Origin of the sequence: Jiangella muralis, from assembly GCF_001270745.1 — a bacterium.
GTDB lineage: Bacteria > Actinomycetota > Actinomycetes > Jiangellales > Jiangellaceae > Jiangella > Jiangella muralis.
Genome location: NZ_LFXL01000047.1, coordinates 11927 through 29034, shown reverse-complemented (window position 1 = coordinate 29034; position 17108 = coordinate 11927). Strand labels below are relative to the sequence as shown.

General features: G+C 73.1%; 18 protein-coding genes. 8 read left to right on the top strand and 10 right to left on the bottom strand.

All coding sequences use genetic code 11. The features are described 5' to 3' along the window. Window positions 1-19: 19 nt before the first annotated feature. Complete coding sequence (locus tag ACW62_RS29995; RefSeq protein ID WP_053207800.1) at window positions 20-976, bottom strand: NAD(P)-dependent alcohol dehydrogenase; 957 nt, start codon at window positions 974-976, stop codon at window positions 20-22. An 87-nt stretch (window positions 977-1063) separates the two neighbouring features. Between ACW62_RS29995 and ACW62_RS29990 the strand changes: the two genes are divergently transcribed. Further along, on the top strand, window positions 1064-1732 hold the full coding sequence (locus ACW62_RS29990) for a TetR/AcrR family transcriptional regulator (protein WP_053207799.1): 669 nt from the start codon (window positions 1064-1066) through the stop codon (window positions 1730-1732). Here ACW62_RS29990 and guaB read toward each other — a convergent pair. From guaB to ACW62_RS29975, 3 genes are all read right to left on the bottom strand, one after another. Continuing rightward, window positions 1714-3219: an IMP dehydrogenase gene (guaB, locus tag ACW62_RS29985; RefSeq protein ID WP_053207798.1), complete on the bottom strand. Its 1506-nt coding sequence runs from the start codon at window positions 3217-3219 to the stop codon at window positions 1714-1716. The genes ACW62_RS29990 and guaB overlap by 19 nt on opposite strands. Before the next feature lie 84 nt (window positions 3220-3303). After that, window positions 3304-3948, bottom strand: a complete 645-nt coding sequence (locus ACW62_RS29980; protein WP_157575075.1) for a hypothetical protein — start codon at window positions 3946-3948, stop codon at window positions 3304-3306. 89 nt (window positions 3949-4037) lie between these two features. Further along, entirely contained in the window at window positions 4038-4583 is a 546-nt protein-coding gene (locus tag ACW62_RS29975) for an AMIN-like domain-containing (lipo)protein (protein ID WP_205629695.1), read from the bottom strand. Window positions 4584-4770: 187 nt separating this feature from the next. On the opposite strand from ACW62_RS29975, the gene ACW62_RS29970 reads away from it, so the two are divergent. Continuing rightward, the gene (locus ACW62_RS29970; protein ID WP_053207796.1) at window positions 4771-5337 is read left to right on the top strand and encodes a DUF2269 family protein; all 567 of its coding nucleotides are present in this window, start codon (window positions 4771-4773) and stop codon (window positions 5335-5337) included. On the opposite strand, the gene ACW62_RS29965 is transcribed toward ACW62_RS29970, so the two are convergent. Next, window positions 5303-5650, bottom strand: coding sequence for a VOC family protein (locus ACW62_RS29965; protein WP_053207795.1), 348 nt, complete (start codon window positions 5648-5650; stop codon window positions 5303-5305). The genes ACW62_RS29970 and ACW62_RS29965 overlap by 35 nt on opposite strands. A gap of 54 nt (window positions 5651-5704) precedes the next feature. On the opposite strand from ACW62_RS29965, the gene ACW62_RS29960 reads away from it, so the two are divergent. Then, complete coding sequence (locus ACW62_RS29960; RefSeq protein WP_053207822.1) at window positions 5705-6211, top strand: TetR/AcrR family transcriptional regulator; 507 nt, start codon at window positions 5705-5707, stop codon at window positions 6209-6211. A 10-nt stretch (window positions 6212-6221) separates the two neighbouring features. On the opposite strand, the gene ACW62_RS29955 is transcribed toward ACW62_RS29960, so the two are convergent. Beyond that, window positions 6222-7397, bottom strand: a complete 1176-nt coding sequence (locus ACW62_RS29955) for a pyridoxal phosphate-dependent aminotransferase (protein WP_240477454.1) — start codon at window positions 7395-7397, stop codon at window positions 6222-6224. A 203-nt stretch (window positions 7398-7600) separates the two neighbouring features. Between ACW62_RS29955 and ACW62_RS29950 the strand changes: the two genes are divergently transcribed. Genes ACW62_RS29950 through ACW62_RS29935 form a run of 4 tightly spaced genes read left to right on the top strand, consistent with a single transcriptional unit; the run spans window position 7601 to window position 10717 of the window. After that, the gene (locus tag ACW62_RS29950) at window positions 7601-8611 is read left to right on the top strand and encodes a putative F420-0 ABC transporter substrate-binding protein (protein WP_053207793.1); all 1011 of its coding nucleotides are present in this window, start codon (window positions 7601-7603) and stop codon (window positions 8609-8611) included. Beyond that, a complete protein-coding gene (locus ACW62_RS29945; protein WP_240477453.1) occupies window positions 8608-9675 on the top strand; it encodes a putative F420-0 ABC transporter permease subunit in 1068 nt (355 codons plus the stop codon). Before ACW62_RS29950 ends, ACW62_RS29945 begins: the two co-directional genes overlap by 4 nt. Next, window positions 9672-10472, top strand: coding sequence for an ABC transporter ATP-binding protein (locus tag ACW62_RS29940; protein WP_083460337.1), 801 nt, complete (start codon window positions 9672-9674; stop codon window positions 10470-10472). Before ACW62_RS29945 ends, ACW62_RS29940 begins: the two co-directional genes overlap by 4 nt. Before the next feature lie 38 nt (window positions 10473-10510). Next, a complete protein-coding gene (locus ACW62_RS29935; RefSeq protein WP_053207792.1) occupies window positions 10511-10717 on the top strand; it encodes a hypothetical protein in 207 nt (68 codons plus the stop codon). A 77-nt stretch (window positions 10718-10794) separates the two neighbouring features. On the opposite strand, the gene ACW62_RS29930 is transcribed toward ACW62_RS29935, so the two are convergent. Further along, window positions 10795-11784 carry a TIGR03557 family F420-dependent LLM class oxidoreductase gene (locus ACW62_RS29930; protein WP_053207791.1) on the bottom strand — a complete coding sequence of 330 codons (990 nt, stop codon included), beginning with the start codon at window positions 11782-11784 and terminating at the stop codon, window positions 10795-10797. 41 nt (window positions 11785-11825) lie between these two features. Beyond that, the gene (locus tag ACW62_RS33510) at window positions 11826-13658 is read right to left on the bottom strand and encodes a sialidase family protein (protein ID WP_083460336.1); all 1833 of its coding nucleotides are present in this window, start codon (window positions 13656-13658) and stop codon (window positions 11826-11828) included. A 309-nt stretch (window positions 13659-13967) separates the two neighbouring features. Between ACW62_RS33510 and ACW62_RS29920 the strand changes: the two genes are divergently transcribed. Then, window positions 13968-15056: a galactose oxidase gene (locus ACW62_RS29920; RefSeq protein WP_053207790.1), complete on the top strand. Its 1089-nt coding sequence runs from the start codon at window positions 13968-13970 to the stop codon at window positions 15054-15056. 471 nt (window positions 15057-15527) lie between these two features. On the opposite strand, the gene ACW62_RS29915 is transcribed toward ACW62_RS29920, so the two are convergent. Beyond that, a complete protein-coding gene (locus tag ACW62_RS29915; protein WP_053207789.1) occupies window positions 15528-16547 on the bottom strand; it encodes a DUF2891 domain-containing protein in 1020 nt (339 codons plus the stop codon). After that, window positions 16544-17068, bottom strand: a complete 525-nt coding sequence (locus tag ACW62_RS29910; protein ID WP_205629694.1) for a hypothetical protein — start codon at window positions 17066-17068, stop codon at window positions 16544-16546. The genes ACW62_RS29915 and ACW62_RS29910 overlap by 4 nt, the downstream gene beginning before the upstream one ends. Window positions 17069-17108: the final 40 nt, after the last annotated feature.

The following is a 17108-nucleotide window of genomic DNA, read 5'->3' as shown; positions in this document are numbered from 1 at the left end:
AGGATATCGGAGCGACCCGTCACGGATGTAACAGGATGTTGCCGACCTTGTGTCCGGTGTCGACGCGGGCGTGTGCCTCGGCGGCGTCGGCGAGGTCGTACACCCGGTCGACGACGACGGTGAGCTCGCCGGCCGCGACCAGTCCGAGCAGGAACTCGAAGTCCTCGCGGCGTTCCGTGGACACACCGGCAGCGACGTTGCCGCGGGCCCGGATGGCGTCGCCCAGGCTCCCGACGGCCAGCAGGAGGACGCCGTCGGCGGTCAGCAGCCGGCGGCCGCTCGCGATCGAGAGGGCGCCGACGGTGTCGAAGACCACGTCGTAGCGCTCGGCGCCCTGCCTGACGTCCTCGCGCGTGTGGTCGATGACGCGGGCCGCGCCCAGCCGCGTGACGAGCTCGGCGTTCGCGCCGCTGGTCACGCCCACCACGGCGGCGCCGAAGTGCCTCGCCAGCTGGACGGCGTTGGTGCCGACGGCGCCGGAGGCACCGACGACCAGGACGCTACGGCCGGGCCGGCCGGAGTCCAGCCGCGCCTTGTCGCGCAGGAAGAACAGCGCCGTCGTGCCGCCGAACAGCAGTCCGGCCGCGTCGTCGTGGCTCACGCCGGCCGGCTTCACGGCGAGCCGGTCGGCGGCCACCGTCAGGTACTCGGCGTAGCCGCCCATCCGCACCCCGGACATGCCGCTGACCTCGTCGCCGGGCCGCAGCCGCGTGACCGCCGAGCCGACGCTCTCGACCACGCCGGAGAACGACCCGCCCAGGATCCGGCGACGTGGCCGGCGCAGGCCCAGCGCAAGCCGCCCGAGCAGTGCGAACCCGGCCGGGAACCGGGCGGCGCGGATGCGCGCGTCGCCCGAGGTGGCCGCGACCGCGTGCACCCGGACGAGCACCTCGTTCGCCCCGGGTTCCGGCTGTGGAACATCCACGAACCGCAGCATCTCTGGCGAGCCGTACCTGTCGACGATCGCAGCCTTCACGACGTGCCCCCTGACACCGGTCTGTCTCACGAGCACGATAGCCTTACACCTGTAAGGATGACAAGACCCCCAGCGAGGTGACCGCCGTTGAGCACGCGTGCCGCCCTGTCCCGCGAACGGATCGTCGCGGCCGCCGTCGAGGTGGCCGACCGCGGCGGGCTCGCGCATGTGAGCATGCGCAACGTGGGCCGCGAGCTCGGCGTCGAGGCGATGTCGCTCTACCACCACCTGGGCGGCAAGGACGACCTGCTCGACGCGCTGGCGAACTGGATCTTCACCCGTATCCGGCTGCCCGGCCTCGACGACCCATGGCGCCCGGCGATGGCCGCGCGCGCGGCGTCGGCCCGCGACACACTGGCCGCACACCCGTGGGCGCTCGGCCTCGTCGAATCGCGCCGCGGCCCTGCACCGGCGCTGCTGCGCCACCACGACACCGTGCTGGGCTGCCTGCGGCGCAACGGCTTCTCGGTCGCGCTGGCCGCACACGCGTTCTCGGCTATCGACGCCTACGTGTACGGCTTCGTGCTGACGGAGCTGAACCTGCCGTTCGAGGGGCCGAGCGGGGCCGAGGAGCTGGTCGGCGAGCTGGAGCAGTTCCTGCCCGCCGACGAGTACCCGTACCTCACCGAGCTGATCGGCGAGCAGGTGATCGGCCGCGAGTACGCCTACGGCGACGAGTTCGGGTACGGCCTCGAGCTGGTGCTCGACGGCCTCGCCGACCGCTTCGCCGCGGGCGGCTACCGGCGCGAGGCGTAGTTCGGCGCCTCGACCGTCATCTGGATGTCGTGCGGGTGCGACTCCTTGAGCCCGGCCGACGTGATGCGGACGAACCGGCCACGCTCCTGCAGGTCGGTGATGGTGCGCGCGCCGGTGTAGAACATCGACTGCCGCAGCCCGCCGACCAGCTGGTGCGTGACGCCGCCGAGCGGGCCGCGGAACGGCACCTGGCCCTCGATGCCCTCGGGGATCAGCTGGTCGTCGCTGGCGACGTCGGCCTGGAAGTACCGGTCGCGCGAGCCGGTGGTCTCGGCGCCGCGCTTGCGCAGCGCGCCCAGCGAGCCCATGCCGCGGTACGACTTGAACTGCTTGCCGTTGATGAAGATCAGCTCGCCGGGGCTCTCGGCCACGCCGGCCAGCAGCGACCCCAGCATGACGGTGTCGGCGCCGGCCACCAGCGCCTTGGCGATGTCGCCGGAGTACTGCAGGCCGCCGTCGCCGATGACGGGGATGCCGGCCGGCTTGGCCGCCAGCGACGCCTCGTGGATGGCGGTGACCTGCGGGACGCCGACGCCGGCGACGACGCGGGTGGTGCAGATGGAGCCCGGGCCGATGCCGACCTTGATGCCGTCGGCGCCGGCGTCGACCAGTGCCTGCGCGCCCGCACGCGTGGCGACGTTGCCGCCGACGACGTCGACACCGCGGGCGGCGGGGTCGGCCTTGAGCCGGCGGACGACGTCGAGCAGCGCGCCGGTGTGGCCGTGCGCGGTGTCGACGACGAGCACGTCGACACCGGCCTCGACCAGCGTCATGGCCCGCTCCCACGCGTCGCCGAAGAAGCCGACCGCGGCGGCCGCGACCAGCCGGCCCTCGCCGTCCTTGGTGGCGTTGGGGAACTCCTCGGACTTCACGAAGTCCTTGACGGTGATGAGCCCCTTGAGCCGGCCGGCGTCGTCGACCAGCGGCAGCTTCTCGATCTTGTGCTTGGCCAGCAGCGCGAACGCGTCGTCGGGCTTGATGCCGACCGGGCCGGTGAACAGCGGCTCGCGCGTCATGACCTCGTGGACCCGGCGCTCCTCGAACTCCGCCGACGGGATGAACCGGATGTCGCGGTTGGTGATGATGCCCAGCAGCCGGCCGTCGTCGTCGGTGACGGGCAGCCCGGAGATGCGGTACTGGCCGCACATGCGGTCCATCTCGGTCAGCGTGGCATCGGGGCCGATGGTGACGGGGTCGGTGACCATGCCCGACTCGGACCGCTTGACGAGGTCGACGTGGTGCGCCTGGTCCTCGATGGACAGGCTGCGGTGCAGCACGCCGAGGCCGCCCTGCCGGGCCATGGCGATGGCCATGCGCGACTCGGTGACGGTGTCCATCGCGCTGGACAGCAACGGAATGCTGACCGAGACGTTCCGCGAGACCCGCGAGGTGGTGTCGACCTCGCTCGGGATGACGTCGGACTCGCCGGGAAGCAACAGGACGTCGTCGAAGGTGAGGGCGAGGGGCGCGAACGCGTCGGAGTCCATGGCACTTTCCTGGTCGGCAGCCGGGGTTGGCTCCAGGGTAGTCCCGGACCCCGGCTGCGTGCCGCCACTCCGGCGTGCTCGTCGTCACCCCTGCGGCGGCCCGCCCAGCGCGGTCAGCGACGCCAGCCCGGCCTCGTCGGTGCAGAGCCGGGCGAACGAGCCGTCGGCGAAGCTCAGCTGCACGTTCCGCTCGCCACCGGGCAGCTCCGGGATCATCGGCTTGCGCCACCGCGTGGCCTCGGCCAGCTGCAGCCGCGGGACCTCCCAGCACAGCGTCACCTCGGCCGACTCGGGCCGGTCGGCGATCGAGTTCAGCGCGCTGACCTCGCGCGCGAACCCCTTCAGCAGCCGGCCCATGGAGCGCAGGAACCCGGCGCCGTCGGCGGCCAGCTCCTCGGCGGTCGGCATGCCCTTGACCGAGGTGTCGCGCAGTTGCAGCACACCCAGCCGCGAGTCGGTGACGGCGACGAAGGCCAGCCCGGCCGCCGACGACACCGCCTGGTAACAGCCGACGGCCAGGCAGTCGGGGGCCTCGCCGCGGACCGCCGTGTAGCGGCCGGCGCTGACGTCGTCGGGCGCCTCTTCGGTCTCGCCGAACTCCGAAAGGCCGCGGACGCGGTAGCGCGACGCCGAGACCTCGGTCGCCGGCGCGGACGCCCGGATCGGCTCGGCGCCGGCCCAGACCGGCCCGGCCAGCTGGTCGAACAGCTGGTGCTCTGGTGTTGCCATGTCGTCGATGCTCCGTGGATCGGCCCGGGTGCCCGGCCGGGTCAGTGTAGGACGGCCCGGCCGGGCGACGCGGGACGGCCACGCCGTCGTCACCACCGATGGGCGACGTCGATGACCAGACGCGAACCGGCGCCCGGTCCGTCCAGCGTGAACACCCGGAACGGCAGCCGGGCCCGCACGCCGAGCCCGATGGTGGTCTGCCCCTCGAAGCTGCCCGCCCACGCGACCTGGCGGAACGTCTGCCAGCCGGACACGCGGACCAGCTCGCGCCGGTCGGCCGGGGCGTAGGTGTCGTGGCCGTTGTCGTCGTACGCCGGTGCGACGGCCACGACCTCCAGGTCGGCGCCGCCCCGCAGCGGCACCACCTGGCCCGACCCGTCCATCGTGACGGCGGGGACGTAGCGCACGAGGTACCCGTCGGCGTCGCCGGCGAAGTCCAGGACGAGCCGGTCGAAGCAGGCATGCCGGCCGGCGCGGACGTCGGTGAGCGCGGCGGTCTCCGTCACGGCCCCGCGTTCCGGCAGCGACCCCCAGCGCAGGCCGCAATACGGTGCGGCGTCCGCGGCGGCCGGCGCCGCGAGGAACGCGAGCGTGGCGGTCAGTAGTGCGGTGATGGTGGCGATGGTGCGTCTCATGATGATCCCCCCTGGTGCCCGATGGTGATGACGCTGAAGACGCGCGAGCGGTCATCCGGGTTGACCAGTGGGGCAAATCCTTACAAAACGGGCACGGTCCATGTGCCGCGCGTACGCGATCCGGCGTACGCGCGGATACGTTCGTCGCCCGACGACGGCGACGGCGGCCCGCGGCCAGGCTGTCGGTATGACGACCCCGACGCGCACCGAAGCGCCGGCCCCGGCGCCGCCGGCTGGCCGGCCGTGGCGGCTCGCCGGCCGCACCCGCAAGGCCGTGCTGGTCACCCACATCCTGTCCGCCGGCACGTGGTTCGGCATGGACATCGTCATGGCGGTGCTGGTCTTCACGGCCGTCGGCACCAGCTCCGACGAGACGCGCGCGGTCGTCTACCAGGCGGTCGAGCTGTTCGCCGTCTGGCCCATGGTGACGGCCGGGCTGGTCTGCCTGGCCAGCGGCGTGCTGCTCGGCCTGGGCAGCAAGTACGGCCTGGTGCGGTACTGGTGGGTCGCGGTGAAGCTGGTGATCAACCTGCTGCTGTCGACGCTGGTGCTGCTGGCCCTGCGGCCGGGCGTCAAGGAACTGGCCGAGCAGGGCCGGCAGTTCGGCGACGGGGTCGGCTCGCTGCCGACGCCGGGTGACATGCTCTACCCGCCGATCGTCTCGACCAGCCTACTGCTCGTCGCCTTCCTGCTGTCGGTCTACAAGCCGTGGGGCCGGATCACTCGGCGCCGGACTGGTCGAACACGTGCATGATGTTGCCGCCCGGATCCCGGAAGGCGGCCGACCGCCCACCCGGGATCTCGATCGGCTCGCCGACCCAGGTGAAGCCGCTGTGCTCGGCGATGAACGCCGCCAGGTCGTCGACCTCGTAGAACGGGCCGGTGGACCAGTTCTCGCCGGAGTCCGGCGGCACGTCCACCATCAGCTGGATCGGCGAGTTCGGCAGCTGGAAGGCGACGGTGGAGTCGCCCTCGCGCCATGCCTCGTCCAGGCCGAGGTCGTCACGGTAGAAGCCGAGCGCCTCCTTGAGATCGGGCACGGCCACGTAGATGTAGGAGAGCTTCATGCCGGAGACCGTAACGGCGTTATGGCCCTCCGTCAACGTGTTACGGTGATGGCCATGCAGGAGTGGATCCCCGTCCCCGGGTCGGCGAAGGCCCGGCTGATCGAGGCCGCCATGCACCATTTCGAGCAGGCGGGCTTCGAGGCGGCCACCGTCACCGAGCTGGCGTCGAAGGCCGGCGTGACGACCGGTTCGCTCTACCACCACTTCGGCTCGAAGCTCGGCCTGTACACCGTCGTCCGCGACGACCTCGAGAAGCGCATCACCGACCGCATGGAGGGCGCCGCCGAGGCGGTCGGCGGGCCGGGCCGGGCGGCGGCGCGGGCGGCCTTGCTGGTCGCGTTCGACGCGACGGTGCGCTTCGGCGTGTGCCGGCTGCTCGGCGAGACCGCGCCGCAAGCCGCGGCCGACCCCGTCCGCGACACCCTGGCGGCGCTGCTGCCCGGCGACGTGCGCGTGGCCGCGGTGCCCTTGGCCGCGGCCTGGCGGGCGGCGCTGCTCGAGGTCGCCGACGGCGCGCCGTCGGCCGGGGTGCGGTCGGCGCTGGAGTTCGTGCTGGCCTGAGCCCTGGCCGTCAGACCAGCGAGGCGAGCCGGCCGAGCCGTTCGACGGCGTCGTACAGCACCTCGTCGCGCTTGCAGAACGCGAACCGGACCAGCGACGCCGCCGCCTTCGGGTCGTCGTGGAAGACCGACACCGGCACGGCCGCGACGCCGGCCAGCTCGGGCAGCCGCTGGCACAGCTCGACGCCGTCGGCGAACCCGAGCGGCGCGGCGTCGGCCACCACGAAGTACGTCCCGCGCGGCACCGACACCGCGAACCCGGCCGCCGTCAGGCCCTCGATCAGCAGGTCGCGCTTGCCCTGCAGTGCGGCGGCCAGCGAGGCGTAGAAGTCGTCGCCGAGGTCCAGGCCGGTCGCGACGGCCGGCTGCAGCGGGCCGGCGCTGACGAAGGTGAGGAACTGCTTGACGGCGCGCGCGGCGGCCACCAGCTCGGCCGGCCCGTGCAGCCAGCCGACCTTCCAGCCGGTCACCGAGAAGGTCTTGCCCGCCGACGACACCGTCACCGTCCGGTCGCCCAGGCCCGGCAGCGTCGCGACCGGCACGTGCACCGCGTCGTCATAGACCTGGTGCTCGTACACCTCGTCGGTGACGACGATGGCGTCGTGCTCGCGGGCCAGCGCGCCGATCGCTTCCAGTTCGGCGCGCGTGAACACCTTGCCGGTCGGGTTGTGCGGCGTGTTGACCAGCACGACGCGGGTGCGCGGCCCGAACGCGGCCCGCAGCTCCGCCTCGTCGACGGCGAAGTCGGGCCAGCGCAGCGTCACGGTCCGCTTGACGGCTCCGGCCAGCGCGATGGACGCGGCGTAGGAGTCGTAGACCGGATCGAACGTCACCACCTCGTCGCCCGGCTCGCACAACGCCAGGATCGTCGCCGCGATGGCCTCGGTGGCGCCGGCGGTGACCAGCACCTCGCTGTCGGGGTCGACGTCGAGGCCGTAGAACCGCTGCTGGTGCCGGGCGATCGCCGCGCGCAGCACCGGCACGCCGGGGCCGGGCGGGTACTGGTTCTGGCCGCCGTGGATCGCCCGGCTCGCGGCGTCGAGGATGACGGCCGGGCCGTCGGTGTCGGGAAAGCCCTGGCCGAGGTTGATCGCGCCGGTCCGCGTCGCCAGCGCCGTGATCTCGGCGAAGATGGTCGACGTGAACGGGCGCATCCGCTCGACGAGCGCGGGTCGGCGTGGTGGCACGGGATCACCGTACTGGGGCTCGACAGTGGATTTTTGATAAATCTTGCCCAGGGGGGATGATTTCAGCGGGTTCGGCGGCTTAAGATGATCGGAGCCCTGGAGCACCGCTTGTGCTCTGTCGCGTCTGCCCGGTGAGTGGGCAGCTGGTTCGGCGGTCGCCTTGCACCGTCTCCAACGGACCCTGCCCTCGTGTGGAGACCCCAGTGGCGCTATCCCCCTCCCGAACGCTCCGCGCTGCCCTCGTCGGCGTCGCTGCCGGCGCGGTCGCGCTGGCCGGCTGCGGCTCGGCCGATGACGACGACCCGGCCGAGGCGGCCGCAACCGGCCCGGCCGGTGATTTCACGCCGGTCACCGTCGACAACTGCGGCACCGACGTGAGCATCGACAGCCCGCCGGAACGCGTCGTCACGATCAAGTCGACCGCGACCGAGATGATGCTCGCGCTCGGCCTCGCCGACCGCCTCGTCGGCACGGCCTTCTCCGACGGCCCGCTGCCTGACCAGTACGCCGGCGAGCTCGACGACGTCCCCGTCCTGTCCGACAACGTGCCCGGCCAGGAGGCGCTGCTCGATGTCGAGCCCGACTTCGTCTATGGCGGCTGGGAGAGCAACTTCGGCGCCGACACCGCCGGCGAACGGCCGTCGCTGGCCGACTTCGGCATCGCGACGTACGTGTCGCCGGCCGCCTGCCAGGAGCCGGCGTACCAGCCCGACCCGATGACCTTCGACGAGCTGTTCACGGAGATCCGCGAGGTCGCGTCGTTCTTCGGCGCCGCCGAACGCGCCGACGAGCTGATCGCCGAGCAGCAGGCGTTGCTCGACCAGGTCGAGGCGCCCGGCGACGGGCTGACGGCGCTCTGGTACTCCTCCGGCGAGGACGCCCCGTTCGTCGGCGGCGACATCGGCGCACCGGCCATGATGATGGGCCAGCTGGGCGTCGAGAACATCTTCGCCGACATCGACGCCACCTGGTCGAACGTCAGCTGGGAGCAGATCATCGACCGGAACCCCGACGTCATCGTCCTGGTCGACGCCGCGTGGAACACCGCCGACAGCAAGATCGAGCGGCTCGAGGGCAACCCGGCCACCGCCGCGCTGCCCGCCGTCGCCGGGCAGCGCTACCTGCGGCTGCCGTTCCCGGCGTCCGAGGCGGGCGTCCGCAACGCGCAGGCCGTCGTCGACCTCGCCGCCCAGCTGGAGGAGCTGGGGCTGTGACGACGACGGTGGCTCCTCCCGCGGCCGGCGCTTCGGCGCCGGAGCTGCGGCGGTCCGGCGCGCGCACGACCGCCTGGATCGCCGTCATGGCGGCGGTGCTGGCGGCGTCGGTCACGCTGGCGGTGACGATCGGCTCGGCCGACCTGCACCCGCTGGACGTGTGGCGCTCGATCGGCGACCACCTGGGGCTGTCCTCGTCGTCGCTGTCGCTGCTGCGCGACGGCATCGTGTGGGAGCTGCGGCTGCCGCGGGTGCTGACGGCGGCCGCGGTGGGCGCCGCGCTGGCCCTCTGCGGCGCCGTCATGCAGACGCTGACCCGCAACCCGCTGGCCGACCCGTACCTGCTGGGCCTGTCGTCCGGTGCGTCGGTCGGAGCGGTGGCCGTGCTGATCCTGGGCATCGGCCGGCTCGGGCTGCCGGCGGCCGCGTTCGCCGGTGCGCTGCTGGCGTTGGTGGTGACGTTCGCGCTGGCCAACCGGCGCGGCGAGCTGGCGCCGACGCGGACGGTGCTGGCCGGGCTGGCGGTGTCGTACCTGTGCTCGGCGGCGACCTCGTTCATCATCTTCTGGTCCGCGACCGGCGACTCCTACCGCGAGATCCTCAGCTGGCTACTCGGCTCGCTCGGCGGGGCGTCGTGGGGCGATGCCGCGATCGTCTGGGTCGCCGTGGTCGTGGTCGGGACGGTGCTGGTGTCGCGGGCCCGGACGCTGGACGCGTTCGCATTCGGCGACAGCACCGCGTCGACGCTGGGCATCAACGTCAACGCGACCCGGTGGACGCTGCTGACGCTGGTCGCGCTGCTCACCGGCGCGGCCGTCGCCGTCAGCGGGGCGATCGGGTTCGTCGGGCTGATGCTGCCGCACGCCGTCCGGTTCATCGTCGGCTCCGGGCACCGCGCCGTACTGCCGCTGTCGGCGCTGGCCGGTGCGAGCTTCATGATCTGGGCCGACACCCTGGCCCGGACCCTGTTCGATCCACGTGAGCTGCCGGTGGGCGTCGTCACGGCGTTCCTCGGCGCGCCCGCGTTCGCCGTCCTGTTGCGTCGCCGAAGGGTAGGCCGATGACCGTTCTCGACACTCCCGTCGTTCGTCCCGCGGTCGCGGCCGGTGCGCCGCCGTTGGAGGTCGCGGACGTCTCGTGGTCGGCCGACGGCCGGCTCATCGTCGACGGCGTCGGGCTGACGGTCGCGCCCGGCACGATGACCGGGCTGCTCGGGCCGAACGGGTCGGGCAAGTCCAGCCTGCTGCGCACCGTCGCCGGGACCTACCGCCCCGACGGCGGCCGCGTCCTGCTGGGCGGGTCCGACCTCGGCGCCATGCGCCGCCGCGACCGCGCCCGCCGCGTCGCCGTCGTCGAACAGGAGTCGACGACCGACGTGCCGCTGCAGGTGCTCGACGTCGTGCTGCTCGGGCGGACGCCGCACCGCGCGTCGGCCTCCGACGAGGCGCTGGCGCTGGCCGCGCTCGAGACCGTCGGCATGCGCGACCTCGCCGGCCGCGACTGGCACACCCTCTCCGGCGGCGAGCGGCAGCGGGTGCACCTGGCGCGGGCGATCACGCAGCAGCCGGAGCTGCTGCTGCTCGACGAGCCGACCAACCACCTCGACATCCACTACCAGCTGGCGCTGCTGACGTTCGTCCACTCGCTGGGCGTGACGACCCTGGCGGCGCTGCACGACCTCAACCTGGCGGCCGCCTATTGCGACCAGGTGGTGGTGCTGGACGGTGGCCGGGTCGCCGCGGCGGGCGCGCCGGCCGAGGTGCTCGTCCCCGACGTCGTCCGCTCCGTCTTCGGCGTCGACGCCGACATCCACCTCAACCCGCGCACCGGCCGGCCGGTGCTCACGTTCTCGCCGCTCTGATCTTCCGCCCGGACCGGCCGCGCCTCTAGTCTCCAAGCATGAAGACGCTGGCATGGGGCGTGCTCGGCATCGTGGTGTTCTGCGTCGGCGTGAGCCTGCTCGCGCTCGTTCTCACTCTGTTCGGCGGGGTCGGGCAGTACGAACTCATGCTCATCATGCTCGTCGTCAGTGTCGCCGAGTACGTCGCCTTCCGCCGGCTGCGCCGCCCCACGCGTCCTGGAGTGAGCCAGAGCTCGCCTCCATGATCATCGACCGTTGGCGACATCATGGTGTCGCCGACGGTTGATGATCATGGCCACCCGGAGCGCGGCCGACGGCGCCTTCAGGCGGTGAGCTTCGGCAGCACCTCGCGGCCGAAGACGTCGATCCAGGTGCGCTGATCGGGTCCGGCATCGTGCAGGTAGAGGTGAGTGGCGCCGGCGTCGAGGTAGCGCTGGAGCTCCTTGCGGTGCACGTCGAGGTCGGCGGAGATGGTGACCCGGCCCTCGAAGTCCTCGACCCGGACCATGCGGGCGATCTGGTCGACGTCGTAGGGCGAGCGGAGGTCGGCCTTCGAGAACCGCATCGCGCCGTTGGGCCACTCGCGCAGCGCCTGGGCGGCGGCCTCGTCCGGGTCGGGCGCCCACGACAGGTGCACCTGCACGATCTTCGCCAGCGTCGACGGGTCCTTGCCGGCCGAGCGGGCGCCCTCGTCGAAGCGGCCGAAGAGGGCGGCCACCTTGTCGGGCGTGCTGGCGACGGTGATCATGCCGTCGCAGGAGGCGCCGGCCCGGCGGGCGGTGATCGGGCCGGACGTCGCGATGTAGACCGGCGGCGGCGCGCCGGGCATCGTCCACAGGCGGGTGCGCTCGAGGGTGAAGAACCGGCCGTCGTGGCGGACGTCGCGGCCGGTGAAGAGCTTCTGGATGATCTCCACCGCCTCGAACATGCGGGCGATGCGCTGCGGCGCCTCCGGCCAGTACCCGCCGACGACGTGCTCGCTGATGGCCTCGCCGGACCCGATGCCCAGCCAGTGCCGCCCCGGGTACAGCTGCTCCAGCGTCGCCGCCGCCTGCGCGACGACCGCCGGGTGCCAGCGGAACGACGGGCAGGTGGCGCCGACGCCGACCGAGCCGCGGGTGCGCTCGGCCATGGCCGTCATGACGTTCCAGACGAACCCGGCCTGCCCCTGCTGCGGCGTCCACGGCTGGAAGTGGTCGTCGGCCATGACGCCGTCGAACCCGGCGGCCTCGGCCGCCACCGCCAGCTGCACCACCTCGGACGGCGCGAACCGCTCCAGCATGGCGCTATAGCCGACCCGCGCACGGCTCATCGTGTCCCTCTCTCAGCGTCAGGGACACTCAGCGTACGAGGTCAGCGGCTCAGCACGTCGAGCGGCAGGTGCACGAGCGGGTCGGCGACGGCGTCGCCGGCGGCCAGCTCGGCGATCTCCTCGGCCGACGCCGCGCGGCCGAGCAGCCAGACGTCGTCGAGGTCGCCGAGCAGCTGGTTGGCGCCGTCCGGCCGCTGGCCCAGGTGCAGGCCGATCGCGGCGTCGGTGGTGACCGAGCCGGGCACCGCCGGTCCCGACGCGGCAGCCACGCCGTCGAGGTACAGCACCAGGCCGTCCACACCGCGGGTGAGCGCGACGTGGTGCCAGGCGCCGTCGGCGTAGGAGCCCGGCGCGGTCAGCGTGCCCGCGCCGAGATCGGTGTCGACGAGCGCGCGGATCCGGTTGCTCCCGGGCTCGAGCCGGATCCACCACTGGTCCCGTCCGCTGCCCGAGTTGTATGCCCACAGCAGCGCCTGGTCGGCGGCGACGTCCGTACGGAACCAGCCGGCCGCGGTGAACGGGCCGTCGCCGACGTCGAGGCGGTCGCCGCGCGGGACGGCGACGTGGTCGCCGGCCGCCGCGAGCCGCAGGGCGGCGCCGGCCGCGCCGTCGGGCACCACCACCGGCGCGCCGCCGACCACACCGTCCGGGCCGCCCGCCGCGTCGGGCGTCGTCACGGACGGCGCCAGTCCGCGGTCCAGCTGCGCCTGCGGGACCCGCGCGAACGTGATGCGCTCGTACGTCCCGGTGTCGCCGTTCTCGTACAACACTCCGAGCGTGCGCCCGCCGGCCTCGGTGACGTCGGAGTAGGCGGCCGGCCCGTCGTGCAGGACCAGCCCGCCGGTCCACGTCGCGCCGGAGTCGAAGCTGTACCGCAGCTGCAGCGTCCGCCGCGCCGTCGGGTTCGCCGGGCCCGAGAAGACCAGCCGGTCGCCGGCGCGCGGCAGCCGCAGCACGGAGCCCTGCACGACCGGCGTGACGATGCCCGGCTCCAGCGCGTACGACGCGTCGAACGTCTCGCCGCCGTCGCTGCTGGTGGTCGTCGCGCGGGTGCCGACGCCGGTGCCATTCTGGTCGCGCGCGTTGAAGTACAGCGTGCCGTCGGCGAGCTCGGTGACGGTGTTCTCGTTCGGGTTCACGACGCCGGTGAGCGGGGTGTCGATGTCGCCGAGCTCCCAGGTCAGGCCGCCGTCGTCGCTGTAGAGGGAGTGCGCGCCGTAGTACTTCGCCTCCTGGCCGGTGTCGGACGAGCCGGCCGCCGGGCTGGTCGAGTGGTTCGCCGCCGCGACCAGCCGGCCTCGGTGCTCGCCGTGCTCGAGCGCGATGGCGTGCACCGGCCCGGTCGCGTACCAGCGCCACTCCGGCAGCTTGGTGGCGGCGGTGACGTCCTGGGCCGCCGACCAGCTGGCGCCGTCGTCGCTGCTGCGCTGGACGAACACCCGGCGGCTCTGCTCCGGCGTGACCTCGCCGCGCATGATCTCCGCCTCGCTGGCGTCGCCGGCATTGTGGGTGCTGAGCAGGACGACGTCGCCGGACGCTGGATCGACGACCGGCGTCGGATTGCCGAACACGTTCGCGCCGTTATCGCCGACCACCTGCAGCGGGCCCCACGTCCGGCCGTTGTCGTGCGAACGGCGCAGCACCAGGTCGATGTCGCCGGTGTCGCCCCCGCCGCCGACCCGGCCCTCGGCGAACGCGAGCAGCGTCCCGGCCTCGGAGCGGACGATCGCGGGGATGCGGAAGGTGTCGTAGCCCTCGGTGCCGGACTCGAAGACGACGGTCCGCTGGATGGGCGACGCCTGTGCGGGGACGTGAGCCGCGAGAACGCTCGCTGGAAGCGCTAGTGCGAGGGCGAGGACGACGGGCCGGCGCATGGGGTCTCCTTCGTCAGGGAAGATCCATCCCACATCACATATGGGATATGTGTCAACACGTTGACGAACGGTCGTCTCTTTGGTCGGATATCCGACATGACGGACCTCACACGGCGAGCGGCACTCACCCTGGCAGCGGCGGCCGGCCCAGCGGCGTGGGCCGCCTCGACGCAAACGAGTGTGTCGGTGCCCGCCCCTAGGGTGGGCCCCACCCGGGCCGGGAGGGATCTACCTACCACGGCTGTTCCGCCCAGTAGCGCCACGGCGGGCCCGGCGGGCGGTGGAGCGACGTGGCGACGGCTGCCCGACGTGCCCGCCAACACCACCGACTGGCATCCGGCGATCCCGGTCGGCGAGCCGTACTGGACCCAGCTCGGCCTGGCCGGCCCGATCGCGGGCGCGCACGGCGACCACCTGATCGTCGCCGGCGGGGCGAACTTCCCGGAGCCGGCGCTGACCGCGACCCGGGCGAACACCCTCGGCAAGGTGTACTGGACCGACGCGTTCGTCTACTCCCGCGCGTCCGGCCGCTGGCAGTCGGCCGGGCAGCTGCCCGACGCCGTCGGCTACGCGGCGACGCTGAGCACCGGCGACGGCGTGCTGGTGATCGGCGGCGAGGGCTACCGTGGCGGGCCCGGCGGCACGCTGCAGCGCCCGGCCGAGAAGTTCGCCGACGTGTTCGTGCTGCGCTGGGACGCCCGGCGGTCGCGGCTCGAACGCACGGACCTGCCGCCGCTCCCCCGCGCCCTGTCGTACGGCGTCGCGGGCATCGTCGACGGCGTCGTGCACGTCGCGGAGGGCGGCGACTTCTACGGCCTGGACCTGGACCGGCCGGACCGCGGCTGGGCGACGCTGCCGCGCTGGCCCGGCGACCCGCGCACCGTCGCCGTCGGGGCCGCCCAGGACGGCCGGTTCTTCCTGCTCAGCGGCCGGGCGCAGCATGCAGACAAGTCGTGGACGTTCTACCGCGACGCGTACGCGTACTCGCCGCGGCGCCGGCGCTGGGACCGGATCGCCGACCTGCCCTGGTGCGTCACCGCGGCGCTCGCCCACCCCGTCGGCCGGACCGGGTTGGTCGTCGTCGGCGGCGACAAGGACATCGACCGCTGGAACCTCATCGAGCACCACGTCGCGCTCCGGACCGCGGCGACGCCCGGATCGGCCGAGTGGCAGCGCCAGAACGACATCGTGACCTGGATCTACGACCACCACACCGGCTTCAACGGTGAACTGCTGCGGTACGACACGAAACGCGACCGGTGGAGCGTGGACGGCTGGTTCCCCGGCCCGCCGCCGGCCACCACCCCGGCCGTGAACTGGGACGGCGACCTGGTCGTGGCGAGCGGCGAGGTCGGCCCCGGCATCCGCACCCCGCGGGTCTGGCAGGCGGAGCTCTGAGTCGCGACGCACGAAGGGGCCGGCCTCAGCCGACCCCGTTCGCTCCCCTGCGGCTCGCCCGCTACCTCAGCAGCGTGACGAACTGGTGCAGGGTGACACCCAGAATCGAGAACGCCCCGATGACCAAAGGCCGCAGATCCCTCAGGATCTGCCCGATGACCTCGGTGTGCTGACGCAGCTCTCGTAGCCTGCGCAGCGACGTCCCTCGCCTGTCGTTGTGACTCACACGGATGCCTTCCTGTGTGCTGAGGGCACCGGTGAACCGCTCTAACAGTCCGCCCGGTAGCCCATCTCTGGACTACGCCGGGCGGATTCCCGATGTAGTTAGCCGACCAGAATGACATTCGGACAATCAGCCCGTCAACGGCTAGCATGGGTGGTGGCTGGAGTAGGTGCTCTAACACCGCTGATCCCGGCCAAGCCCCGGTGCGTGCTGTTGTGACTCCGCACCGGGGCTTCTTCGTGCGTGGCCTACTCCGTCAGGTAGCCGACGGCGTAGGCGGCGAGCCAGTGCTCGACCATGTAGTCGCCGCCGACCACGTAGGGCAGGCCGGCATCGGCGTGCACGACGGCCGACGCCGTCAGCGCGGCGGCCGCCGCCGAGCCGGCCGGCAACGCATCCGCGACCGCCACCATCGACCACGCCCGGCTCAGGTTCAGCCCGGCCAGGTGCGCCAACTGCCCGTCGGACGGGTCGGAGACCACCGGCGGCTCGAACAGCCGCGCCGGCGACGACGCCGCGGCGCCGGGCAGGAACCGGCCGAACCAGGAAGCGAACTCGGCCGGCGGCAGCACCCGCGCCACCAGCTCGGCCTCGGCCAGCGCCGGCGAGAGGAAGTCACTGCCCGACGGCTCGTAGTGCGCCGGATAGTCGGTGTCGGCGAGGTACCAGCGGCGGACGGCGTCGTCGATCGCGTCGCGCAGGTCGCCGCCGGCTCCGTCGTACGAGCGCAGCAGCCCGAAGGCCGAGTTCGGGTGCAGCCCGCCGCGCACCGGATAGGTCTGCGCCGGCAGCCAGCCGACCAGGTTCGCCGTCAGCACGTCGGCCAGCGGCCGCACCGCCGCCGCCCAGGCCGCGCCGTCCGCGTCGGGCCAGGACGCCAGCTCGTGCGCCAGCGTCAGCAGCCAGCCCCAGCCGTACGGGCGCTCCCGCGTGCGGCCCGGCCCAGAGGCGAAGAACTCGGCCTCCCGCGCCAGGTTCGACGGGGTCAGGTGCGCCCCCAGCGCGTCCCGAACCGAAGCGGCCAGCGCGGTCGGCAGGTCGGAACCGGCCAGCCGGAGCAGCCGCACCAGCACCCAGTGCATCTCGACCGCCGAGTGCCAGTCCAGCGAGCCGTAGAACGCCGGATGCTGGTCGCGGTGCCGCGGATACGGTCCCGGCTCGACGGCGTAGATGATCGGCAGGTGCGGGTACTCGCGGTCGATACAGGTCAGCGCGGTGCGCGCGTAGGCGGCGGCGTTCTCGCGCAGCACGTCCAGTCGGGTGCTCATCCGGCCGCGCCCTCGGGATCGACCGGGGCACCGTCGCCGACCGGTGGCAGGTCGCCGCGGTCGACGGGCTCGCCGCCGTCTGGCACGTCCGCGAACAGCGCGGCCAATTCGTCCGCCGACGGCGGGTGCGCACCTTCGACCGCGGCGCGCAGCGTGTCCTCGTCGACGGCGTCCCCGGCTGCCGACAACCGCACCGCGACGCCGTCGTGCACGGCGACGCACTCGCGCTGGTCGTCGACGGCGACACAACCGGCGTCGGTCCCGCCGCGCGGGTCCGTGGTGAGCTGCGCGAAGCCGCCGGCGGGCGACGTGTACGCGACGCTGAACCCGGCGTCGCCGTACACCCCGACGGATTGGGAGGCCGGCTCGAAGCCGTCCAGCGACACCGCGTAGACGACGTCCGGGTCGACGCCGATCGAGGCCGCCCGAGAGGCCAGCTCGTCCGCGTCGGCCGGACCGGACCCGCACGCGGCCGGCACCAGCAGCGGCAGCAGCACGAGGACCCAGCGGCGGCGCATCACGCCGGACATCGTCTCAAAGCGGCGGCCCGGGCCCCCGCGC